Source organism: Pseudomonas sp. B21-051 (assembly GCF_024748795.1).
Taxonomy (GTDB): domain Bacteria; phylum Pseudomonadota; class Gammaproteobacteria; order Pseudomonadales; family Pseudomonadaceae; genus Aquipseudomonas; species Aquipseudomonas putida_A.
The window spans coordinates 5259822-5276823 of the sequence record NZ_CP087166.1; the positions used below are offsets into that span (position 1 = coordinate 5259822).

Consider the following 17002-nt stretch of genomic DNA (forward strand, 5'->3'; position numbering starts at 1 on the left):
AGCCACTTGAAGACGAGACCTATCATGCGGATTATTCAAGCGACCCTCGAACACCTGGATTTGCTGACCCCGTTGTTCGTCAAATATCGCGAGTTCTACGGTTCCCTGCCTTACCCGGATTCCTCCCGCGCGTTTCTCGAAAAACGCCTGCGTCGCAAGGAGTCGGTGATTTATCTGGCCCTGGCCGATGATGACGACAAGAAACTCATGGGCTTCTGTCAGCTGTATCCAAGCTTTTCCTCGCTGTCGCTCAAGCGCGTGTGGATCCTCAACGACATCTATGTCGCCGAAGACGCCCGCCGCCAACTGGTAGCCGACAATCTGATCCGCACCGCGAAGAGAATGGCCAAGGAAACCCAGGCCGTGCGCATGCGCGTTTCCACCAGCAGCAACAACGAAGTGGCGCAGAAAACCTACGAATCCATCGGGTTCAAGGAAGACACCGAGTTCAAGAACTACGTGCTGCCGATCAGCGACGAGCTCTGAAGCCAAAAGATCGCAGCCTGCGGCAGCTCCTACAGGAGGAACGCCTTCCAAGGTAGGAGCTGCCGAAGGCTGCGATCCTTTGATCTTTTATCAAACCCGAAGTCTGTCTGACATTTATTCACACCCCGACATCCCTCGCTACAAAACCAACGCGCTTTTCACCTCTCAGACCGTATAATCCCGAGCTTTCCGGCTTGTAAGAAAAACTACACCTCGCTGTAGGCTTACACGAAGTCATCCGCACAGGCCTGCCGAGTCGGGCCGTTACCACAGGTGCCCCCATGGATTTCAACCCGCTCGACCTTATCCTGCATCTCGATGTGTACCTCGATTTGCTGGTCACCAACTACGGGCCGTGGATCTACGCGATTCTGTTCGCTGTCATTTTCTGTGAAACCGGTCTGGTGGTGATGCCGTTCCTGCCGGGTGATTCGCTGTTGTTCATCGCCGGTGCCGTGGCAGCGGGCGGTGGCATGGACCCGGTGCTGTTGGGCGGTCTGCTGATGCTCGCGGCGATCCTCGGCGACAGCACCAACTATGTGATCGGCCGAACGGCGGGCGAAAAACTGTTCAGCAACCCGAATTCGAAAATCTTCCGTCGCGATTACCTGCAAAAAACCCACGATTTCTACGACAAGCACGGCGGCAAAACCGTGACCCTGGCGCGTTTCCTGCCGATCATCCGCACGTTTGCACCGTTCGTCGCCGGCGTCGGGAAAATGCCCTACCCGCGCTTTTTCGCGTTCAGCGTGTTTGGCACCATCCTCTGGGTCGGCGGCCTGGTGACGCTGGGTTACTTCTTCGGCAACGTGCCGTTCATCAAGAAGAACCTGTCGCTGCTGGTGGTCGGCATCATCCTGCTGTCGCTGGTGCCGATGATCATCGGCGTGGTGCGCAGCCGTTTCGGCGGCGCGAAAGTCGAAACCCACTGATCCGATGTGGTCACTGAGCGCCTGGCGTCGCCGGCGCATTCTGGCCAGGCACCCGATTGCCGACAACCTGTGGCAACGGGTGCGCCATCACCTGAGCTTTCTCGACGGCATCAGCGCCGCCGAAGACCAATGGTTGCGTGAAGCCAGCGTGCTGTTTCTCGAAGAAAAACACCTGACCGCCCTGCCCGGTGTCGAACTGCATCAGGAACAACGCCTGCTGCTCGCCGCCCAGGCCCAGTTGCCGTTGCTCAATCTGGGCGATTTGAACTGGTATCAGGGTTTCCACGAAATCGTCCTCTACCCCGACGACTTCCTCAGCCCGCAACGGCATCGCGATGCCAGCGGGGTCGAGCACGAGTGGGACGGCGAGCACAGCGGCGAAGCCTGGCAACAGGGGCCGATCATCCTCGCCTGGCCGGGGGTGATGGCCAGTGGTGGCTGGGAAGGCTACAACCTGGTGATCCACGAACTGGCGCACAAACTCGACATGCTCAACGGCGACGCCAACGGCCTGCCGCCGCTGCACGCCGACATGCGCGTCAGCGACTGGGCCGAGGTCATGCAACACGCCTACGATGACCTCAACCGCCAGCTCGACCGCAATCCCGACGCCGAAACCGACATCGACCCGTACGCCGCCGAAAACCCGGCGGAGTTCTTCGCGGTCACCAGCGAATACTTCTTCAGCGCTCCGGATCTGCTGCACGCGGCTTATCCACAGGTCTACTTGCAACTGCAGCTTTTCTACCGGCAGGATCCGTTGGGCAGGCTGCGGCAACTTCAGGCCACAGACCCGGTCTATCAGGCGCACGAGTAAGCGCTGCGCGACTTCTGGTACGTGGCGTCGGCGTAGGAATGTGCCTATAATCGCCGCCACTTTTTGGTCAATCCGGCCAAGTGTTTTTGGTCAACTACGGGGGCAACGCCCAATGAGCTACAGCAAGATTCCGGCTGGCAAAGACCTGCCGAACGACATCTACGTCGCGATCGAGATCCCGGCCAACCACGCGCCGATCAAATACGAAATCGACAAAGACAGCGATTGCCTGTTCGTTGACCGTTTCATGGCCACCCCAATGTTCTACCCGGCCAACTACGGTTACATCCCGAACACCCTGGCTGACGACGGTGATCCCCTCGACGTGCTGGTTGTGACCCCTTACCCGGTTGCTCCAGGCTCGGTGATCCGCGCGCGTCCAGTCGGCATTCTGAACATGACCGACGACGGCGGCGGCGATGCCAAAGTCATCGCAGTCCCACACGACAAGTTGTCCCAGCTGTACGTCGATGTGAAGGAATACACCGACCTGCCACCGCTGCTGATTCAGCAGATCGAGCACTTCTTCGCGAACTACAAGGACCTCGAGAAAGGCAAGTGGGTCAAGATCGAAGGCTGGGCTGGCGCTGACGCCGCTCGCGAGGCGATCACCAAGTCGGTTGCTGCCTACAAGGGCTAAGCGCCTGCTGGCTGCATGACGCTTGAAGAAAACCCCGGTTGATCCGGGGTTTTTTGTGCCTGAGAAATGACGTTTTAAACAGTGTGTTTATGGCGGACTACAGAAAAGTTTCGGAGTGAGTGATTTCCCACAAGCACGTCTTACATCCAGTCGCAAAATACAGCCTTTTTTTGAACACCCGGTTTATTCAAACCGCTCTGGCACGGCCGTAGACTCGGTGTTTATGAGAAAGAACACTAGCGGTCCAAGATTCAAGGCACTCCTGGAAGCAGCGAACATCACCACCACGGGATTCGCAAAGTTCTGGGGCACGGAAGCCCAAAATATTCATAACTGGTACACCCGGGGCGTCCCGGCGTATCGCATGGAGGAAGTCTCACGCCTGCTCTCGGTCAACAGCGAGTGGCTGAAAACCGGCGAAGGCAGCAAAGAGTCACCCCGCCTGCAAACGCCTGCCAGCAACGGCGACACCTTCGACGCGCAGTCCGTCAACGGCGTCTATTCCATCATCAACCCCAACGACATCGAACTGCCGTTTTTCAAGGAAACACCGCTCAGCGCCGGCGCCGACAAAACCCACGTCATCCTCGACCCCGAGCAAACCGTCCGCCTGCCCCGCGCCCATCTCGCCCAACTGGAAATCCGTCCCGGCGACGCCATCTGCGCGCACATGATCGGCAACAGCATGGCCGAGCGCATTGAAGACGGCTCCATCGTCGGCATCGACCGCGGCCTGACCCAAGTGGTCGACGGCGAAATCTACGCCATCGAACACGACGGCATGCTGCGCATCAAATACCTGCACCGCATGCCCGGCAACGCCCTGCGCCTGCGCAGCCACAACAGCGCCGAATACCCGGACGAAATCTTCCGCGCAGCGCAGATCGATGAGCAGCGGATCCATATTCTGGGCTGGGTATTCTGGTGGTCGACCCTGGGCAAACGCCGGCCGGTGGTGCCGTTTCTGTGATCTGATACGGATCTTCGATCCTGCACCAACCCCTGTGGGAGCGAGCCTGCTCGCGAAGAGGCCCTGAAAATCAGTACAAATTACGAATTTTGCCCCCCGCGGTGGCTCTATTCCGCAGTTGAGGCTGGGAATCCCCAACAAAACTCAGTATCCTGCGCCCCACATTTGCGCATCGCCCCGCTCCCGCGGCTCAGATGACGCCCGACGCGGCAGACCAACGTCTGACCAAGTCCCACAGCCGGACGCAGATCCGGGTGTACGTTTTGAAGGCTGGCGCGGTTTACCAAAAATAAACCAAGCCAGTCCCCGAGAAGCCGGCCACAAGCCGGCTTTTTAATGCCTGAAAGAAACCCAAGGCCTACCGTCTGAAACCTGAATTCCCACTTGTCGAGGACGAAGCCCCTTGATACCGTAACGACAAACGTCATTACAGGTATCGCATCATGGCCTCCATCAACATCCGCATTGATGATGAGCTGAAAAAACGCTCCTTTGCCGAGCTGGAAAAGCTCGGCGTCACACCTTCGGAGCTTCTGCGCCAGACGCTTCAATACGTCGCTGAGCGGGGCAAACTGCCCTTCAAAACCGCGCTCATCAGCCAAGAGGATGAAGCTCTCATCGCGGTAGTCAGAGAACGTCTCGCGTCACCTCAACGAATCAAGGTAAGTCTGGATGACATATAGCCTTGAATTCGATCGTCGTGCGTTAAAAGAGTGGAATAAACTGGGCGATACAATTCGCCAGCAGTTCAAAAAGAAGCTCTCTGAGGTGTTAGAGAATCCTCGAGTAGAAGCCAATCGACTTCGCGAGCTGCCGGATTGCTACAAAGTGAAGCTGAAAAGCGCTGGATATCGCTTGATCTACCAGGTGCTTGATCAGGAGATCGTGGTGTTTGTAGTCGCTATCGGGAAGCGTGAGCGAGAGGCTGCTTACGAGGCCGCACTGGATCGATTGGAGCCTGAATGCTGATTACCCCACTGTCGGCGCACTGAATTTGTGCAGCAAGCCACTGCACAAATTTGATTCCCCCTCACCCTTGGTGCACCTCGGCAACCCAACGCTTGCCCCCCCCCTACATTGCTAAATCCCGCCCAACACCCACACCCTCTGTTTTTTTTCCGCATGCCCGCCATCGGCCGGATTCCGGTATTGAGCCTCACGGGAATTCGTGGAATGGCCCTGTATATCCCACGCTGGTGGGCCGTGCGCCTTCAATTGCAGGGTCGATGGTCTGGCTGACGCTGTGTCTGATTCCCGCCTTTTATGACTCGATGCCGAACCGAGTGCTGGTCTACTCACTGCTGGCATTCGCTTAAGGCGTGCTGACGACGCTTGAGCTGTGGCGCAGTCACAACACGTTGGACATCGCGTTCATTCCCGCGCTGGTGCTGACAGTTCAGCATTGACCTGGCGACCACTCGTGAGTCCGGCTACGACCTGTCACGCCTGCTCTCGGAGGCCGATCAGGCGCTAAAGACCAGGGAAGAAACCGCGTACAAACCTTGCGTTCTTTATAACTGAGCCTTTCGCAAGATTAACCGGGCAGCGCCCGCCACTCAGGCATCGCAATAAGCCATTAGCACATCCGCCCTAATTGCCCCGCGCCCAACCTCACCACTAAATTTCCATTCTGTTTTTGTGCATTACAAAAGCGCCAAGGAATGGAGCAACACCATGTCGTCGTTTTTCAAACCCACTCAATCCGCTGTTCTGCTGACCGCACTCCTGACCGCTACCTCTTCAGCCATGGCAGAGGAGCAGAAGCTCGTCGGTGACTGGTGGATCATTTACGGCAACGGTGTTCCCCACAAGAACATCATGTATGTCGCCGACAGCACTTCAGTCGTGCCGTCGAAGCAGACCAAGGGGGCCAAGTTGGTCGCCGTGACGCTGGTGTATGAGGAACCCGGCAAACCGATGATCGATGCCTACAACCTCGAAGTTCAGTGTTCGACGAACAAGGTCCGAATGCTCAATGGCCAGTCGGTTGATCGCATCGCCTACATGATGCGCAACCTGAAAGTTAATGACCAATGGCAGCAGCCGAAAGAGTTCTGGGTGCAGCGCACCAGCGAGTTCGTTTGCTCACCTGCCAAAAAGGACATGATCGCGCTGGGCAAGATGGAGTACTTGCAGATGATTCAGGGCCTGCAGCAGATGTTCTTCAAACTGGCGCCGATTCAGGAGAAAGGCCAGATGATGGATAACCTCGACTCGATCCTGGGCAACAAGTAAGCGGCGGGAATTACGATGAACCCATGGACTAAAACGTTATTGGCGCTGCTGATAACGCCCGCTGTTTTGCTGATCAATGGTTGCCACTTGATTGCCCAGTCGCGCTGGGAAGGACGCGATGTGCAGGAAGCGCTCGATCTGTTTGGCAAACCCGACTCGATGAAAAAACAGACCGGGGCCAACGGCGAGAATCTGGCTGTGCTCACCTGGTACAAATCGTCCAGTTGGACCACCACGGAAGCGGCCGGCACTTCAATGAATCACACCGGCAACGGCATGGTTTACACCGAGTACTACGAGACGGTCGGTCACAGTTCCGATTGCAAACTCGAAGCCACCGTCAACAAGGCGAAAAAGATCGTGCTGTTCAGGATCGAGGACGGAAAGATCATTCACGGCAAGTGCATCAACGTGCCGTTCGTGCCTGGTTACATTCCGCCCGGTTTCTAGTGCAACCCTGAGCAGGCTGCTGCTCAGGGATAGCTGAACGACTTCACAAGCGTCAGTTCACCCACCGCCCGCATCGGCACCACAAACGTCTCCATTTTCTCGCTCGGCGTGCCTTCCTCGGTAATCACCGTCACCTGCGCCGTAGTCAGCGGCTGCACCGCCTCCTCCCCGCCTTCATCATCCCCCCGATAACCTCCGCCGAAGTAGTTCACATACACCAGATATTGGCCCTTGATCGGCGCCGGCATGGCGAAGATTTCCGGGCCGTAGCCGGTGGTGACGTCGACGTCGAGTGCGGCGCCATTGGGTGCGACGCGGTCGCCGTACCAGATGTGCGCGCCGTCGGGGGTGATCAGGTGCAGATCGAGGTCGGTGCCGTCGCTGTCCCAGGACAGCAGCACGCGCAGTTTGGCCGGGGTGGCGCCGCCGCTGGCGTTGAGGAACTGTGTGCGGTGGCGTTGCTGGCCGTCGGGGCTGCGCACTTCGACGCTGTTGCTGCCGTTGGGGAAGGAGAACGGGCGGCCGAAGCGGCCACTGTCGTCGATTTTCAGCGGCATGCTGACGCCGTTGACGATCAGTCGGCCCGGTTCCTTGTTCTTGGGGGTGGCTTTGATTTCGCCGCTGATGCGCGCGGTGTTGGCCTGGCCGACCGGGGTGTTGACCGAAGAGGCTGGGTAGTTGACGGTCTGGCGGAAGTTCTCGCCTTCGCCCTCGGGCGCGCCGGTGCGCCAGCCGCCGACCGGGGTGTCGAGTTTGACGCTGTCAGCGGCCATTGCCATCGGCAATGCATTGAACGCGCAGAGCAACAGCAAGACCTGTGGATAACGGAGTGTCATGGTCTATTCCAGCAAGAGGTGACGGGCGAGCCCTTCGATGTAGGTTTCATCCTGACCATTGGGATGTGCTTCAAAGGCCAGGTGCAGATATTCGTGAGTCAGGTCGAGGCGATCCTGCAGCGTCAGCACGCCGCGCACATAAATGCGCTGACGTTCGCGATCAACGAACGGGCGGCCGAACGCCAGTTTGCACACGGCGAATGTGCTGACTTCGTTGTAGCCGGTTTCGCTTTCCAGGGTCGGACGCCAGCCGCGACGCTGCTTTTGCAACCAGTCTTGCGCGGCGGGCAGTGCTTCGCAGGAGGCCACCGGGTTGTCCCAACGGCTGAGGCTGGCGCGCGGATAGGCGTGCAACAGAATCGCGTCGTAGCGTTGACCGGCGTTGGCCTGTTCGACGGCTTGTTGCCAGGCGAGTTTGTCCGGGCCGGGTTGATCGGAGTGATAGGTGACGGTGCTGCCGGCCAACACCAGATCCGCTGTCCACGCCGCGATGTTGCGCGACTCGGCGGAGGCTGGACGCGGGGCGACGCGCTGACGGTTGCTGCTGTCGTCAATGCTCAGGCAATCGCCATTGCGCGTGGCGTTTTGCAGCAGATAGGTGCGGATCGCCACGGCGAGTGCCTTGGCGGCTTCGGCAGGTTCGGGTTTGGCTTCGCGCTCAAGCACACGGGCGACGTATTCTTCACGATCGAGGCGTGCAACCAGTTTGCCGTTGAGCAGAAACAGTTCGCCGGCGCTGTGGATATCCAGCGCGTTACCGTTGGCGAATTCGACGCGGTAGTCGCCCTGCAAGGGCCCGGAACCAGCGACGCGCTCACCCGACAGGACTCGCGAAAGCGGATAACGCGAGAACAGTCCGACCTCGACACAACGCCCTGCTTCCGCCGGCCAGGATGAAGGCAACACCGTCGCCAACGCCTGCCCATAATGGCGCAAAACCATCTGACTGGTGCCACGCCCACCGGCCCAGATCGGCGAGCCGTCCGCCGTCCAACCGGCGAAACCGCCCTGCCGCGATTGCGGATCCTGATCGCCGAGCCAGCTCCAGGTCTTAACCCGCAGGCGACCACCGAGTTCGCCGACGACATTGCCGTCCGACGCATTCAGCACGACGTCGAGCAACACGCGGCGCATCTGCTCCTGCGCTGGCAGCACCGACAACAGCTTCAGCAAGTCAGTCACGGAAACCCGAGTAGCCGGTTGCACGGTCGGCAAATCCAGCAACCACGACGGCGCCTGCCGCGCCTGCCAATAGGTGCGCCAATCGGCAGCAGCAATGCCCAATCGCGCCGGCTCAAAGTACAACCCGCAGGATTTGACCAACGCCTGATCACGCTCGATCTTGCCGCCCGCCGAGCAGCAATAAACCTCCTCCTTCGATTGCCCGCGACATTCATACGCTGGCTCGCGCGCGCCGGTGTCCACCAGCCACGCATAGACGAACAATTTCCACAGACTGCCCAGCGGCGTATCCAGCGTCGACGGCAATGGCTCGCGGGCGATCAGCTGTGTGTGATTCAACGACAGCAACTCGCCCTTGTACGCCAGCCGCAGCGGCTCATCCTGCGCCGTCGCCAGCGCAGGCATCACACACATCAGCAGCCACAGCAGCGGCCGGTTCATGTCAGTTGACCGTGACCTGACCGAGGGCGGCTTTCGCTTCCTGGGCCTGATGCTGCGGCGCATAGACCTGAGTGAAGCGCACCGGCGGCAGGTTGAACTGACCCTTCTGCGAGAAACGCACCAGATGGCGCAGGCGCAATTCGCCGCTCAGCGCATCCACCGGCACCGCGTAGGCCAATTGCCCCGGTTCGAAGCGCGCCTTTTCCAGCGCGGTCGGTTCGGTGCCGTCCTTGCCCTGCAACTTGATGCCCCAGGTGGTGCGCTCAACATCGGCGCCCGGTGGCAGCGGCACTTCGAGCATGCCGTAGCGCAGCGGTTTCGGCGCCTTGCTGGTGAGGATCACTTCGTCCAGGTACAGGCTGTCGCTGGACAGCGGTTTGCTGCCGACCGGCTCCAGTTTGAAGGTGAACGCTTCGTCACCCGGCACCAGTCGTGACAGGCGCCGGGTGATGGTCACGGCCATTGGATCGACCGCGGGCTGCTGGGTCTGGAAGCTCAGTGCCGCACGCAGTGGTCGCTCCTGAGTACCGGACACCGACAACACGCTCGGCACCGGCGTCGCACCCTGCCAGGTCCAGAACATCTCACCGGTCGCGCCGTAGTTTTTCTTCCAGCCTTCACCCGGCATCAGCGCGATGGTCGGCGAGGCCTGGGCGATGCTGCGTTGCAACCAACTCAGCGCCAGCGCACGTTCGAGGGTCGACTGCTGCGGCAGCAGACGTTGCAGCAACGCCGTCGCGCGAGTCTGATCGAACGGTTGCAGCGACAGGTTCAGCGCTTCGGCAAACGGCTGCGAGCTGACTGCCAGACGCTGTTGCGCGGCGCCAACCTGACGATTGAATGCGTCGGGCAACGCAACTTTCGACTGCGTGGCCAGCGCCGCGGTCAACACCCGCGCCGCCGCCAGACCGAGCGCCGAATCCGGGTCGCTCATCACCAGGCTGTCTTCGCTGTCGTCCATCAGGGTTTCGGCATTGCCTTCACCAGCCTTCGCCAGATCGTCCATCAAGCCGCTGAGCAAAGTGTTCACCGGCAAATGCATCTGCCTGGCGAACGACAGGATCAGCGCCCGCTGCAGCAACGGCGTGTTCGGCGCTTGCTTGGCGTAGACCTCAAGCACCCGCTGCCAATGCTCCGGCGGCAAGGTCAGTTCCAGCACCTGACTAGCGTTCCAGTCGGCGTAATAGGCGTAAGCGGTGAGGAACGCGTCCGGCTCACCGTCGAAGCCCCACCAGGTAAAGCTCGCCGACGGCCCGGCCATTTGCACCAGACGCAGACGGCTGTTCTGCATGATCAGGCGCAGGCGATCGCGGATCTGCGGGCTCGACGCCAGCGAAGGATAAGCGATGCTCAGCGGCAGCAAACGGCTGGCCGTCTGCTCGACGCCGCCGTACGGGTAGCTCAGCAGATCGTCGAGCGCGGAACGGAACAGCGCTTGCGGACTGTCATCCAGACGCAGACGAATGTCCGTGGCGTCGGCCGGCAGGCTCAACGGGGTGTCGCCGCTGGCCACGTCGAGGCTCTGGGTTTGTGTGACTTGCCAGCCGTCACCGGTCGCGCTCAGGCGCACGGCCAGGAAATCAGCGGTTTTGCCGTCCTGCACCAGCTCGGCGGTCCATTCACCCGAGGCCAGGGCGAACGCTGGCAGCGGCACGTAGTTGATGCCGTTGTTCAGGGTCACCGGCAGGCGTTGTTCGGCGCCCGCGTAATGGGTGACCAGTTCAGCCTTGACCGGTTTCTCGGCCTGGCTGAAGGCGAACACACCGAGTTGTGGCTGATCGCCCTTGCGGAATTTGCTCGGTCCGCTCCACTTCAGGTACAGCGGTTTTTCCGAACGGACGAACTGCTTCTTCTGCCCGACCTGACCGTCATCGGCGATGGCCCGGGCGGTGATGCGCCAGCGTGTCAGCGAGTCCGGCATCTTGAAGGTGAAACGGGTTTTGCCGTCGGCACCGGTCAACAACTCTGGCTGCCAAGCGGCGGTGTCGACGTCTTCGCGACGCGGACGCTCCAGCACTTTCACCCCACGTTCGCTGCGGTTGGCCTTGCCCGGTGCGCCGGGGCTGCCCGGCAGCGCCACGTCGTAGCTGATGAACGACAGGCTGGCGCTGGTGCGCACGTTGTTACGGCGCGGGTGGTAGAAGAACTGGTCGATGGTCGGCGCGACTTCCGGTTGCAGCGCGTAGACCATTTCATCGACCACGCTGACGGTCAGGTGCGCCGGCACCGCTTTGCCGGCGAACTGCGTGGTCAGGTCGACGGTGACGGTATCGCCCGGCAGATACACCGCTTTGTCAGTGCTGATCGCCACGTCGATTTGCGGCGCAGTCACCTTGATCCCGGCGTTCTGGAAGCTGTACTGCCCGCCCTTGGTGTACAGCACCGAGAAGGTCAGGTTCGGCGCGAAATTATCCTTCACCGGAATGCGCGCGCGGTATTGGGTGTCGCTGAGTTTTTCCAGTTTCAGCCAGTCGCCGCCCTTGGCCAGCAGCGCGGTGGCTTCGACCTTGTCGCGCTCCAGCGACAGCAGTGCATCGCTGACCGGCTCCGGGAAGGTAATCAGCGCCAGCGCTTCATCGCCGGCCTTGTACTCGGGCTTGTCGAGGACGATTTCCACGGTGCCCGGCACCGCTTTGACGCCGTCGCCGGTGACCGAATGACCGGTGGCGCCGAGGACGCGACCGTGCTGATCTTTCAGCGTCAGGTTGTAAGTACCCGGACGTTCGAAGGCAATGCTGAAGCCCTTGTCCGTCGCCGCCAGTTTGCCTCCGCCGGTGCTCTGGTCTTCCAGGCGCACCCAGCTGTAGCTGCTCGGGGTCACGGCTTTGCTCTGCTCGCCGCCGCCCTCGTTGGCGTAGCTGAACGCGACTTTGTCGTTGACCGCGCTGAAACGTTGCGGCGCGCTCAGACGGAAGCTTGCGGCGCCACGGTCGATGAGGATTTCCTTGGTGGTCTTGACCCGATACGCCGCGCCATCGCTGGCAAACACGGTGAGCATATAGCGGCTCGGCTTGTCGGCGGCCGGCAGGTCGAGGCTCGCATTGCCTTTGCTGTCGGTGGTCAGTTCAGTGCTGGTCAGCTCCACCGGGAATTGCCCGAGGTATTGCAGCTCGTTGTCGACCATCGACAGTTGCTGGGCACGCAGGCTCAGGCTCAGTTTGGCGTTGGCCACCGGTTTGCCGTCCGGGTACAGCAGCACCAGACTGCCCTTCACCGGCTCGCCAGTGCGGTAATCCTGCTTGGCCAGGTTCAACGAAATCTCGAAGTGCGGCTTGATGTACTCGGCGACACGGAAGGCGCTACTGTAAGCCTGGTCCTTATAGTTGAAACGGATCTCGTAACCACCGGCCACGGCGTTGTCCGGCAACTGGAAGCGGCCCTGAGTGCCGGCCTTCGAATCGAGTTTCAGGTCGAGGTGTTGCAACTCAGTGCCTGTGGCATCAAGCACGCTGACCGTGACATCTGCAGCACCCGGCAGCACCGAATCCCGCGCATTCTTGAACTCCCGACCGACGATTTTCAGCGACACCCAATCGCCCGGGCGATACAGCGGCCGGTCGGTGAATGCGTAGAGTTTGGTGTCGTAGATTTCGCTGTCGTAATAGAAGTTTTCCGAGACGAACACCCCGCCCTCTTCGTCCTCGCCAATGACGAACGAGCGCTCGGGGCTGACGTGTTTCAGGCGCAGCAAACCATCGGCATCGGTGTCACCGCTGCTCATCACGCCGAGGCCGTCAGTCCACAGCACATTGACCTTCGGCACCGAACTGCCTTCGTGTTTGCGCGCAGCCCAGACCAGCAATTCATCACCGGCAATCTTGCTCACCGCCACGGTGTTGGAAACGAACACCATGGTGGTCGCGCGATACTTGCCGATCAGCGCTTCGACCAGGTACAGGCCCGGCTTCAGGTTGCCCAACGGGATGTACACGTTACCCGGCGCAACGCTGACGAACTCGCTGGAAGACCCGGCCAGATTGACCCCGGCCGGCGGCTGGATCGGTTTGGCCTGCCACAGTGGATAACGGAACTGGCTGACCACCGGCAGACCCGGAATCAGCGCGAATTGCGGCTGCGCGTCGTACGGCGTCGGCGCGGCGATGGCGTTGCCCATCTTCAGTTCCGGCACTTCCTCGGTGACCTGCTTGCGCGACTCGTAGGAGAACGCGCGCTGCATCACCCGCCGCGATTTGCGGTACCAGTTGTCCCACAGATACGCGAGGGTGTTGGACAGGCCTTCGCCCTTGAACTGGCCGTCGCTGACCACGCGGTGCAGGTTTTTCTGGCGCTTGAGGAAATCCAGCGGTTTGTCGATGCGGTACACGCGAATGTCGGCGCCGCCGTACGGCTCCATGCGGAAACGGCGGTAGTCGCGGCCCGGTGCTTCGAGACGCACCATCGCCTGTTCGTCGGCGGCGAAACTGCTGTCGGCCAGCAGGAAGAAGCTTTCACCGGCGACCGGCGTGTAGCCGCTCGGCTCCACCGAATCTTCAGCGTTGACGGTCGCCAATGGCAGCAACAGCGCCAGCAGCAGAGGAATTCGAGCGCAGAGTCGCAGCATGCGGGCACCGGTCATTGGGAGAGAAAGTTCAGTCGATAGACGCCGATGAAGTTGGGGTTGGCTGCGTCGGGTATCCATCGGGTGTCCTTCCATGTCATGAGTTGCTGCAGGCTTGCCGAACGCATGCCGTTGTCAGTGGGGGTGGTCGTGCCGGTGTGATAGGCGATGTAGCGGCCCATCCAGATCATCAGGTGCTGGTCGTCGCCCTGATCGAAAAACATCAGGTCGCCGGGGCGTGCCTGGGACACGTCGCGGCTGACCAGATGGCTGTTGAACTGAATCAGTTTGATCGCGTTGACGTACGGCCCGACCTTGCCGCCGCCCTGCTGCCATTGCTGGGCGAGCTTGCGCTGCTCGTCGCTGAGCGTCAGCTCCGGCGGCAGGTAGCGATTGGACAGACCATTGCTGCGCAGCCATTTGTCGTCGTGGACTTTCAACGCTTCGTTGGCAGCGAAACGCACCAGCCCCGCGCAGTCCTGCTGATACCAGCGCGGGCTAGGCCCCTGGCTCAGTTGCTCCTGAGCGATGCGCACGAACCAGGCGCGGAACACCTGGGACTGTGCCGGATCCAGCGCCGGCGCTTCGACGGCTCGGGCGCCGGCGCCGAGTAACAGCGCGAGCAGGCCGAGGCTGCGGATCAGTGTCGTCACAGCGCTTTCCATTCCAGCGGCAACCATTGCCAGTGGCCGTCAGGCTCGCTGCCTTCCGGCAGGGTCAGGGCGTATTTGCCGTAGCCGCCGAGGGTGCGCAGTTTCGGAATCAGGTACGTTTGCGCGGCGTTGTAGAACACCGGCTCCATGTCCTGCGGCAGGCTGTCGAGGGTTTCCTGCCGCATCAGTTGCGCCATCGAATCCGGACCGAAGTAGATCGGCATCAGCACATCTTTCGGCAGCACGTCGGCCATCGGCGGGAAGCGCTTGTCGAGAGTACCGAGAGCCTTGTCCACCAGTTTGTCGTCGAGGGAAAACAGCAGCTTCGAACCGTGGCGCGCGAGGCTGACTTTCATGAACGCCTTGCCGCTGATGGCGTCCGGGTTCTCGGCAGTCTTCGCTGCGTACGGGCCGAAATTGGAGCTGACCTGACGCTGCCAGACATGACTCTGGCCTTCCTGTTTCTCGACCACCGGGAATGCGTGTTCATCGATATTCGACTCGTAGGCGCCGACCATCGAACCGAACAACGTGCCCAGGTCGCCATCGAGCTTGCTGCTGTCCTCATCCTTCAGGCTGGCGACCAGCAACGGCGTATACAACCGCGAATCGGCGTACCAGCACAGGCCTGCCGCGCCGGCCACGTGCTCGGTGAGTTTCTGCGCCACGGCTTCGTCGGCGCCGAGTTTCACCAGCAGCGGTTTCTGTGGCTCCGCCGCCACCGGCAAGGTTACGCAGGCACTGGCGCCCAGCGGCATGGCTTGCCACACCGGTTTGAAATCGAAGTCCGGCTGGTTATCCAGTTCGTCCATGGCGAGAAAGCTGTGCCAGCCCTTGTCGTCCATGTCGAAGCGCAGCCCGGCGAAGTTCGGGATGAAGCGCTGGTAACCCATCGCAAGGACGCTGGAATTGACCGACAGACGCTGTTTGATTTCCGGTGCCTTGGCCGGCAGACCGAAAGCCTCGGGGAACAGTTTGTCGCCGTTGAGCAGCGCTGCCAGCGCCTGCGGCGAGACGTGTCCGGACTCTTCCGATTCTCCGTTGGCCGGGTCGTAATACTTGTTCGGATTGGACAGCACCACCAATTTGTCGCCACGTGACGCGAACAGCAGCGATTTGCTGGCGTTGTAGCTGAGCTGGTACAGCGGCACTTCGTCACCGCCGACCTTGAGGCTGCCGAACACGCTGAGCTGCGAATCATCCAGCGCCACTTTCGCTAGCGGTTCGAGCAGTTTCGCCAAGCCGCCGCGGTCCATCACCAGCAGGAAATCCTTGAGCCGGCCATCGGCGCCACGCCACAACGCCACGTCGGCGGGTTGATCGAAAAGCTGTTCGATCAGGCTGTCCTGCAGCTTCAGGTCGTGTTCGTAGATGATCCGCCGCAGGCTGCCGATCAGCCCCAGACGATCGGCGTGAGTTTCGTAATAGAAGACGAAATCCTCGGTGAGCGTGGCCTTGAGGAACGGCACCGTCAGCAGGTCCTTGGGCAACTGGCTCAGGGAGCGGGTTTCCAGCAGCGCATCCGGCCTGCTCAGACCGAGCTTGTCGCTGGCCAATGCCGCCGCCGGCGCCTTGGGCTTGTGCAGCAGCCAGCCGAGACCACCGGCCACCCCGGCCACCAGGACCAGGCCGATCAGCAGCGCCGGCCAGCGCCGGGAAGGTTGGCCGGCAGGAGTAGGGACGGCCGGAGAAGCAGCGTTATCACTCATGTTCACAAAACCCGAAGTTCATCCGTGGAGCGGGATGCTTAATAGTTGAAAGTCTTGACCAGCAGCAGATCACCGATCGCCCGCAGGGGCACGATGAATGTTTCGCGTTTTTCGTCGACCGTGTTTTCGTTGAGCACCAGCGTGATTTGCGAGGTGATGACCTCGTTCTGATTGCTGGCCTCCTCGAAGTTATAGCCGCCGTCACCGAAGTTGCCCCAATAGTTGACGTAAACCAGATAAGTGCCATGCAGCGGCGCAGTCATGGTGAACATTTCCGGGCCGGGACCATCGACCCCATCGGGGTCCAGACCGCCGCCATTGGTCAACGCCGTGTGGGCGAAAAACGCATGCTGGCCGTCCGGCGTAATGATGTGCAGATCGAGTTCGGCCTTGGGATCGTCCCAGCCGAGCACCACGCGGATCTTCGCCGGCGTGCGCAGGTTGTTTGCCTCATAGAACTGCACGCGCTTGAGCGACTGGCCCTCGGCGCTGCGCACTTCGACACTGTTGGAGCCGGCGCCGAACGCATAGGGCCGGGCGAACCGCCCGTCATCGTCGGTGTACAGATTCAGTGGATTGCCGTTGACCGCCAGCGTGTGCGGCCCGCGCTGATTGCCGATGGCCTTGAGCTGGCCCTGGATCATCGTGCGATTGCGCTGGATGCCGCGATCGATCGGCGGCGTGGGATAGGCGACTTGCGGGTTTTCACTGCGATCGAGCAGACCGTTATAGCGCCAGCCGCCCGACGGTTCCGACAGCTCGGCACTCGGCGCCGCCCACAGCGCAGGCGCGCAGGCCAAGCCGATCAGCAGCCAAAGAAATGAACGCATGTAATGCCTCCTGCCATGCCTGAACGAAACCTTGCACCCGATCCTCGGTACTTCACAGCGGTGGAAACTGCGTTTCGTCTGAAAGACCCCGTGACTAGCGGGTCGTAGAAGGCGCGAAGATTAGCGATTCGGCAGTTTTTTAACAATCGGATACATCTGGATTTGCGGTGGGAATCACGCCGTAAAGTGGACGGTGAGCCGAATAGCCGTCATATTCGGCTCACTAAATGAGCCGAATAGCATTTCTATTCGGCTCACGGCCC

At 60.7% G+C, this 17002-nt stretch carries 15 protein-coding genes; 9 read left to right on the forward strand and 6 right to left on the reverse strand.

Features of this window, described 5'->3' with window-relative positions; translation table 11 throughout:
* Positions 1 to 24 precede the first annotated feature (24 nt).
* The 9 genes from LOY52_RS23675 to LOY52_RS23715 all read left to right on the forward strand — a co-directional run bounded on the left by LOY52_RS23675 (position 25) and on the right by LOY52_RS23715 (position 6530).
* Positions 25 to 486, forward strand: coding sequence for an N-acetyltransferase (locus LOY52_RS23675; RefSeq protein ID WP_258676346.1), 462 nt, complete (start codon positions 25 to 27; stop codon positions 484 to 486).
* Positions 487 to 767: 281 nt separating this feature from the next.
* On the forward strand, positions 768 to 1418 hold the full coding sequence (locus LOY52_RS23680; RefSeq protein ID WP_258676347.1) for a DedA family protein: 651 nt from the start codon (positions 768 to 770) through the stop codon (positions 1416 to 1418).
* Positions 1419 to 1422: 4 nt separating this feature from the next.
* Positions 1423 to 2235, forward strand: a complete 813-nt coding sequence (locus LOY52_RS23685) for a zinc-dependent peptidase (RefSeq protein WP_258676348.1) — start codon at positions 1423 to 1425, stop codon at positions 2233 to 2235.
* Positions 2236 to 2347: 112 nt separating this feature from the next.
* Complete coding sequence (gene ppa, locus LOY52_RS23690) at positions 2348 to 2875, forward strand: inorganic diphosphatase (RefSeq protein ID WP_003205933.1); 528 nt, start codon at positions 2348 to 2350, stop codon at positions 2873 to 2875.
* Positions 2876 to 3098: 223 nt separating this feature from the next.
* The gene (locus LOY52_RS23695) at positions 3099 to 3845 is read left to right on the forward strand and encodes a helix-turn-helix transcriptional regulator (RefSeq protein ID WP_095139154.1); all 747 of its coding nucleotides are present in this window, start codon (positions 3099 to 3101) and stop codon (positions 3843 to 3845) included.
* Positions 3846 to 4288: 443 nt separating this feature from the next.
* Positions 4289 to 4528, forward strand: coding sequence for a type II toxin-antitoxin system RelB/DinJ family antitoxin (locus LOY52_RS23700; RefSeq protein WP_258676350.1), 240 nt, complete (start codon positions 4289 to 4291; stop codon positions 4526 to 4528).
* Positions 4518 to 4814 carry a type II toxin-antitoxin system RelE/ParE family toxin gene (locus LOY52_RS23705; RefSeq protein WP_258676352.1) on the forward strand — a complete coding sequence of 99 codons (297 nt, stop codon included), beginning with the start codon at positions 4518 to 4520 and terminating at the stop codon, positions 4812 to 4814. The genes LOY52_RS23700 and LOY52_RS23705 overlap by 11 nt, the downstream gene beginning before the upstream one ends.
* 705 nt (positions 4815 to 5519) lie before the next feature.
* Positions 5520 to 6080, forward strand: coding sequence for a hypothetical protein (locus tag LOY52_RS23710; RefSeq protein WP_258676354.1), 561 nt, complete (start codon positions 5520 to 5522; stop codon positions 6078 to 6080).
* Between the two features lie 15 nt (positions 6081 to 6095).
* Positions 6096 to 6530 (forward strand): hypothetical protein, encoded by a 435-nt coding sequence (locus LOY52_RS23715; protein ID WP_027612917.1) that lies wholly within the window; start codon positions 6096 to 6098, stop codon positions 6528 to 6530.
* A gap of 23 nt (positions 6531 to 6553) precedes the next feature.
* Here LOY52_RS23715 and LOY52_RS23720 read toward each other — a convergent pair whose 3' ends face one another.
* From LOY52_RS23720 to LOY52_RS23745, 6 genes are read right to left on the reverse strand one after another with little or no spacing between them, the layout of a single operon-like run.
* Entirely contained in the window at positions 6554 to 7366 is an 813-nt protein-coding gene (locus LOY52_RS23720; RefSeq protein WP_258676356.1) for a YfaP family protein, read from the reverse strand.
* 3 nt (positions 7367 to 7369) lie between these two features.
* Positions 7370 to 8989: a DUF2300 domain-containing protein gene (locus LOY52_RS23725; RefSeq protein ID WP_258676360.1), complete on the reverse strand. Its 1620-nt coding sequence runs from the start codon at positions 8987 to 8989 to the stop codon at positions 7370 to 7372.
* Between the two features lies 1 nt (position 8990).
* Positions 8991 to 13565, reverse strand: coding sequence for an alpha-2-macroglobulin (locus LOY52_RS23730; protein WP_258676363.1), 4575 nt, complete (start codon positions 13563 to 13565; stop codon positions 8991 to 8993).
* Positions 13562 to 14212, reverse strand: coding sequence for a DUF1175 domain-containing protein (locus LOY52_RS23735; protein ID WP_258676365.1), 651 nt, complete (start codon positions 14210 to 14212; stop codon positions 13562 to 13564). Before LOY52_RS23735 ends, LOY52_RS23730 begins: the two co-directional genes overlap by 4 nt.
* Positions 14197 to 15909 (reverse strand): DUF2138 domain-containing protein, encoded by a 1713-nt coding sequence (locus LOY52_RS23740; protein ID WP_258676368.1) that lies wholly within the window; start codon positions 15907 to 15909, stop codon positions 14197 to 14199. The genes LOY52_RS23735 and LOY52_RS23740 overlap by 16 nt, the downstream gene beginning before the upstream one ends.
* 38 nt (positions 15910 to 15947) lie before the next feature.
* Entirely contained in the window at positions 15948 to 16739 is a 792-nt protein-coding gene (locus LOY52_RS23745) for a YfaP family protein (RefSeq protein ID WP_258676371.1), read from the reverse strand.
* Between the last annotated feature and the right edge of the window lie 263 nt (positions 16740 to 17002).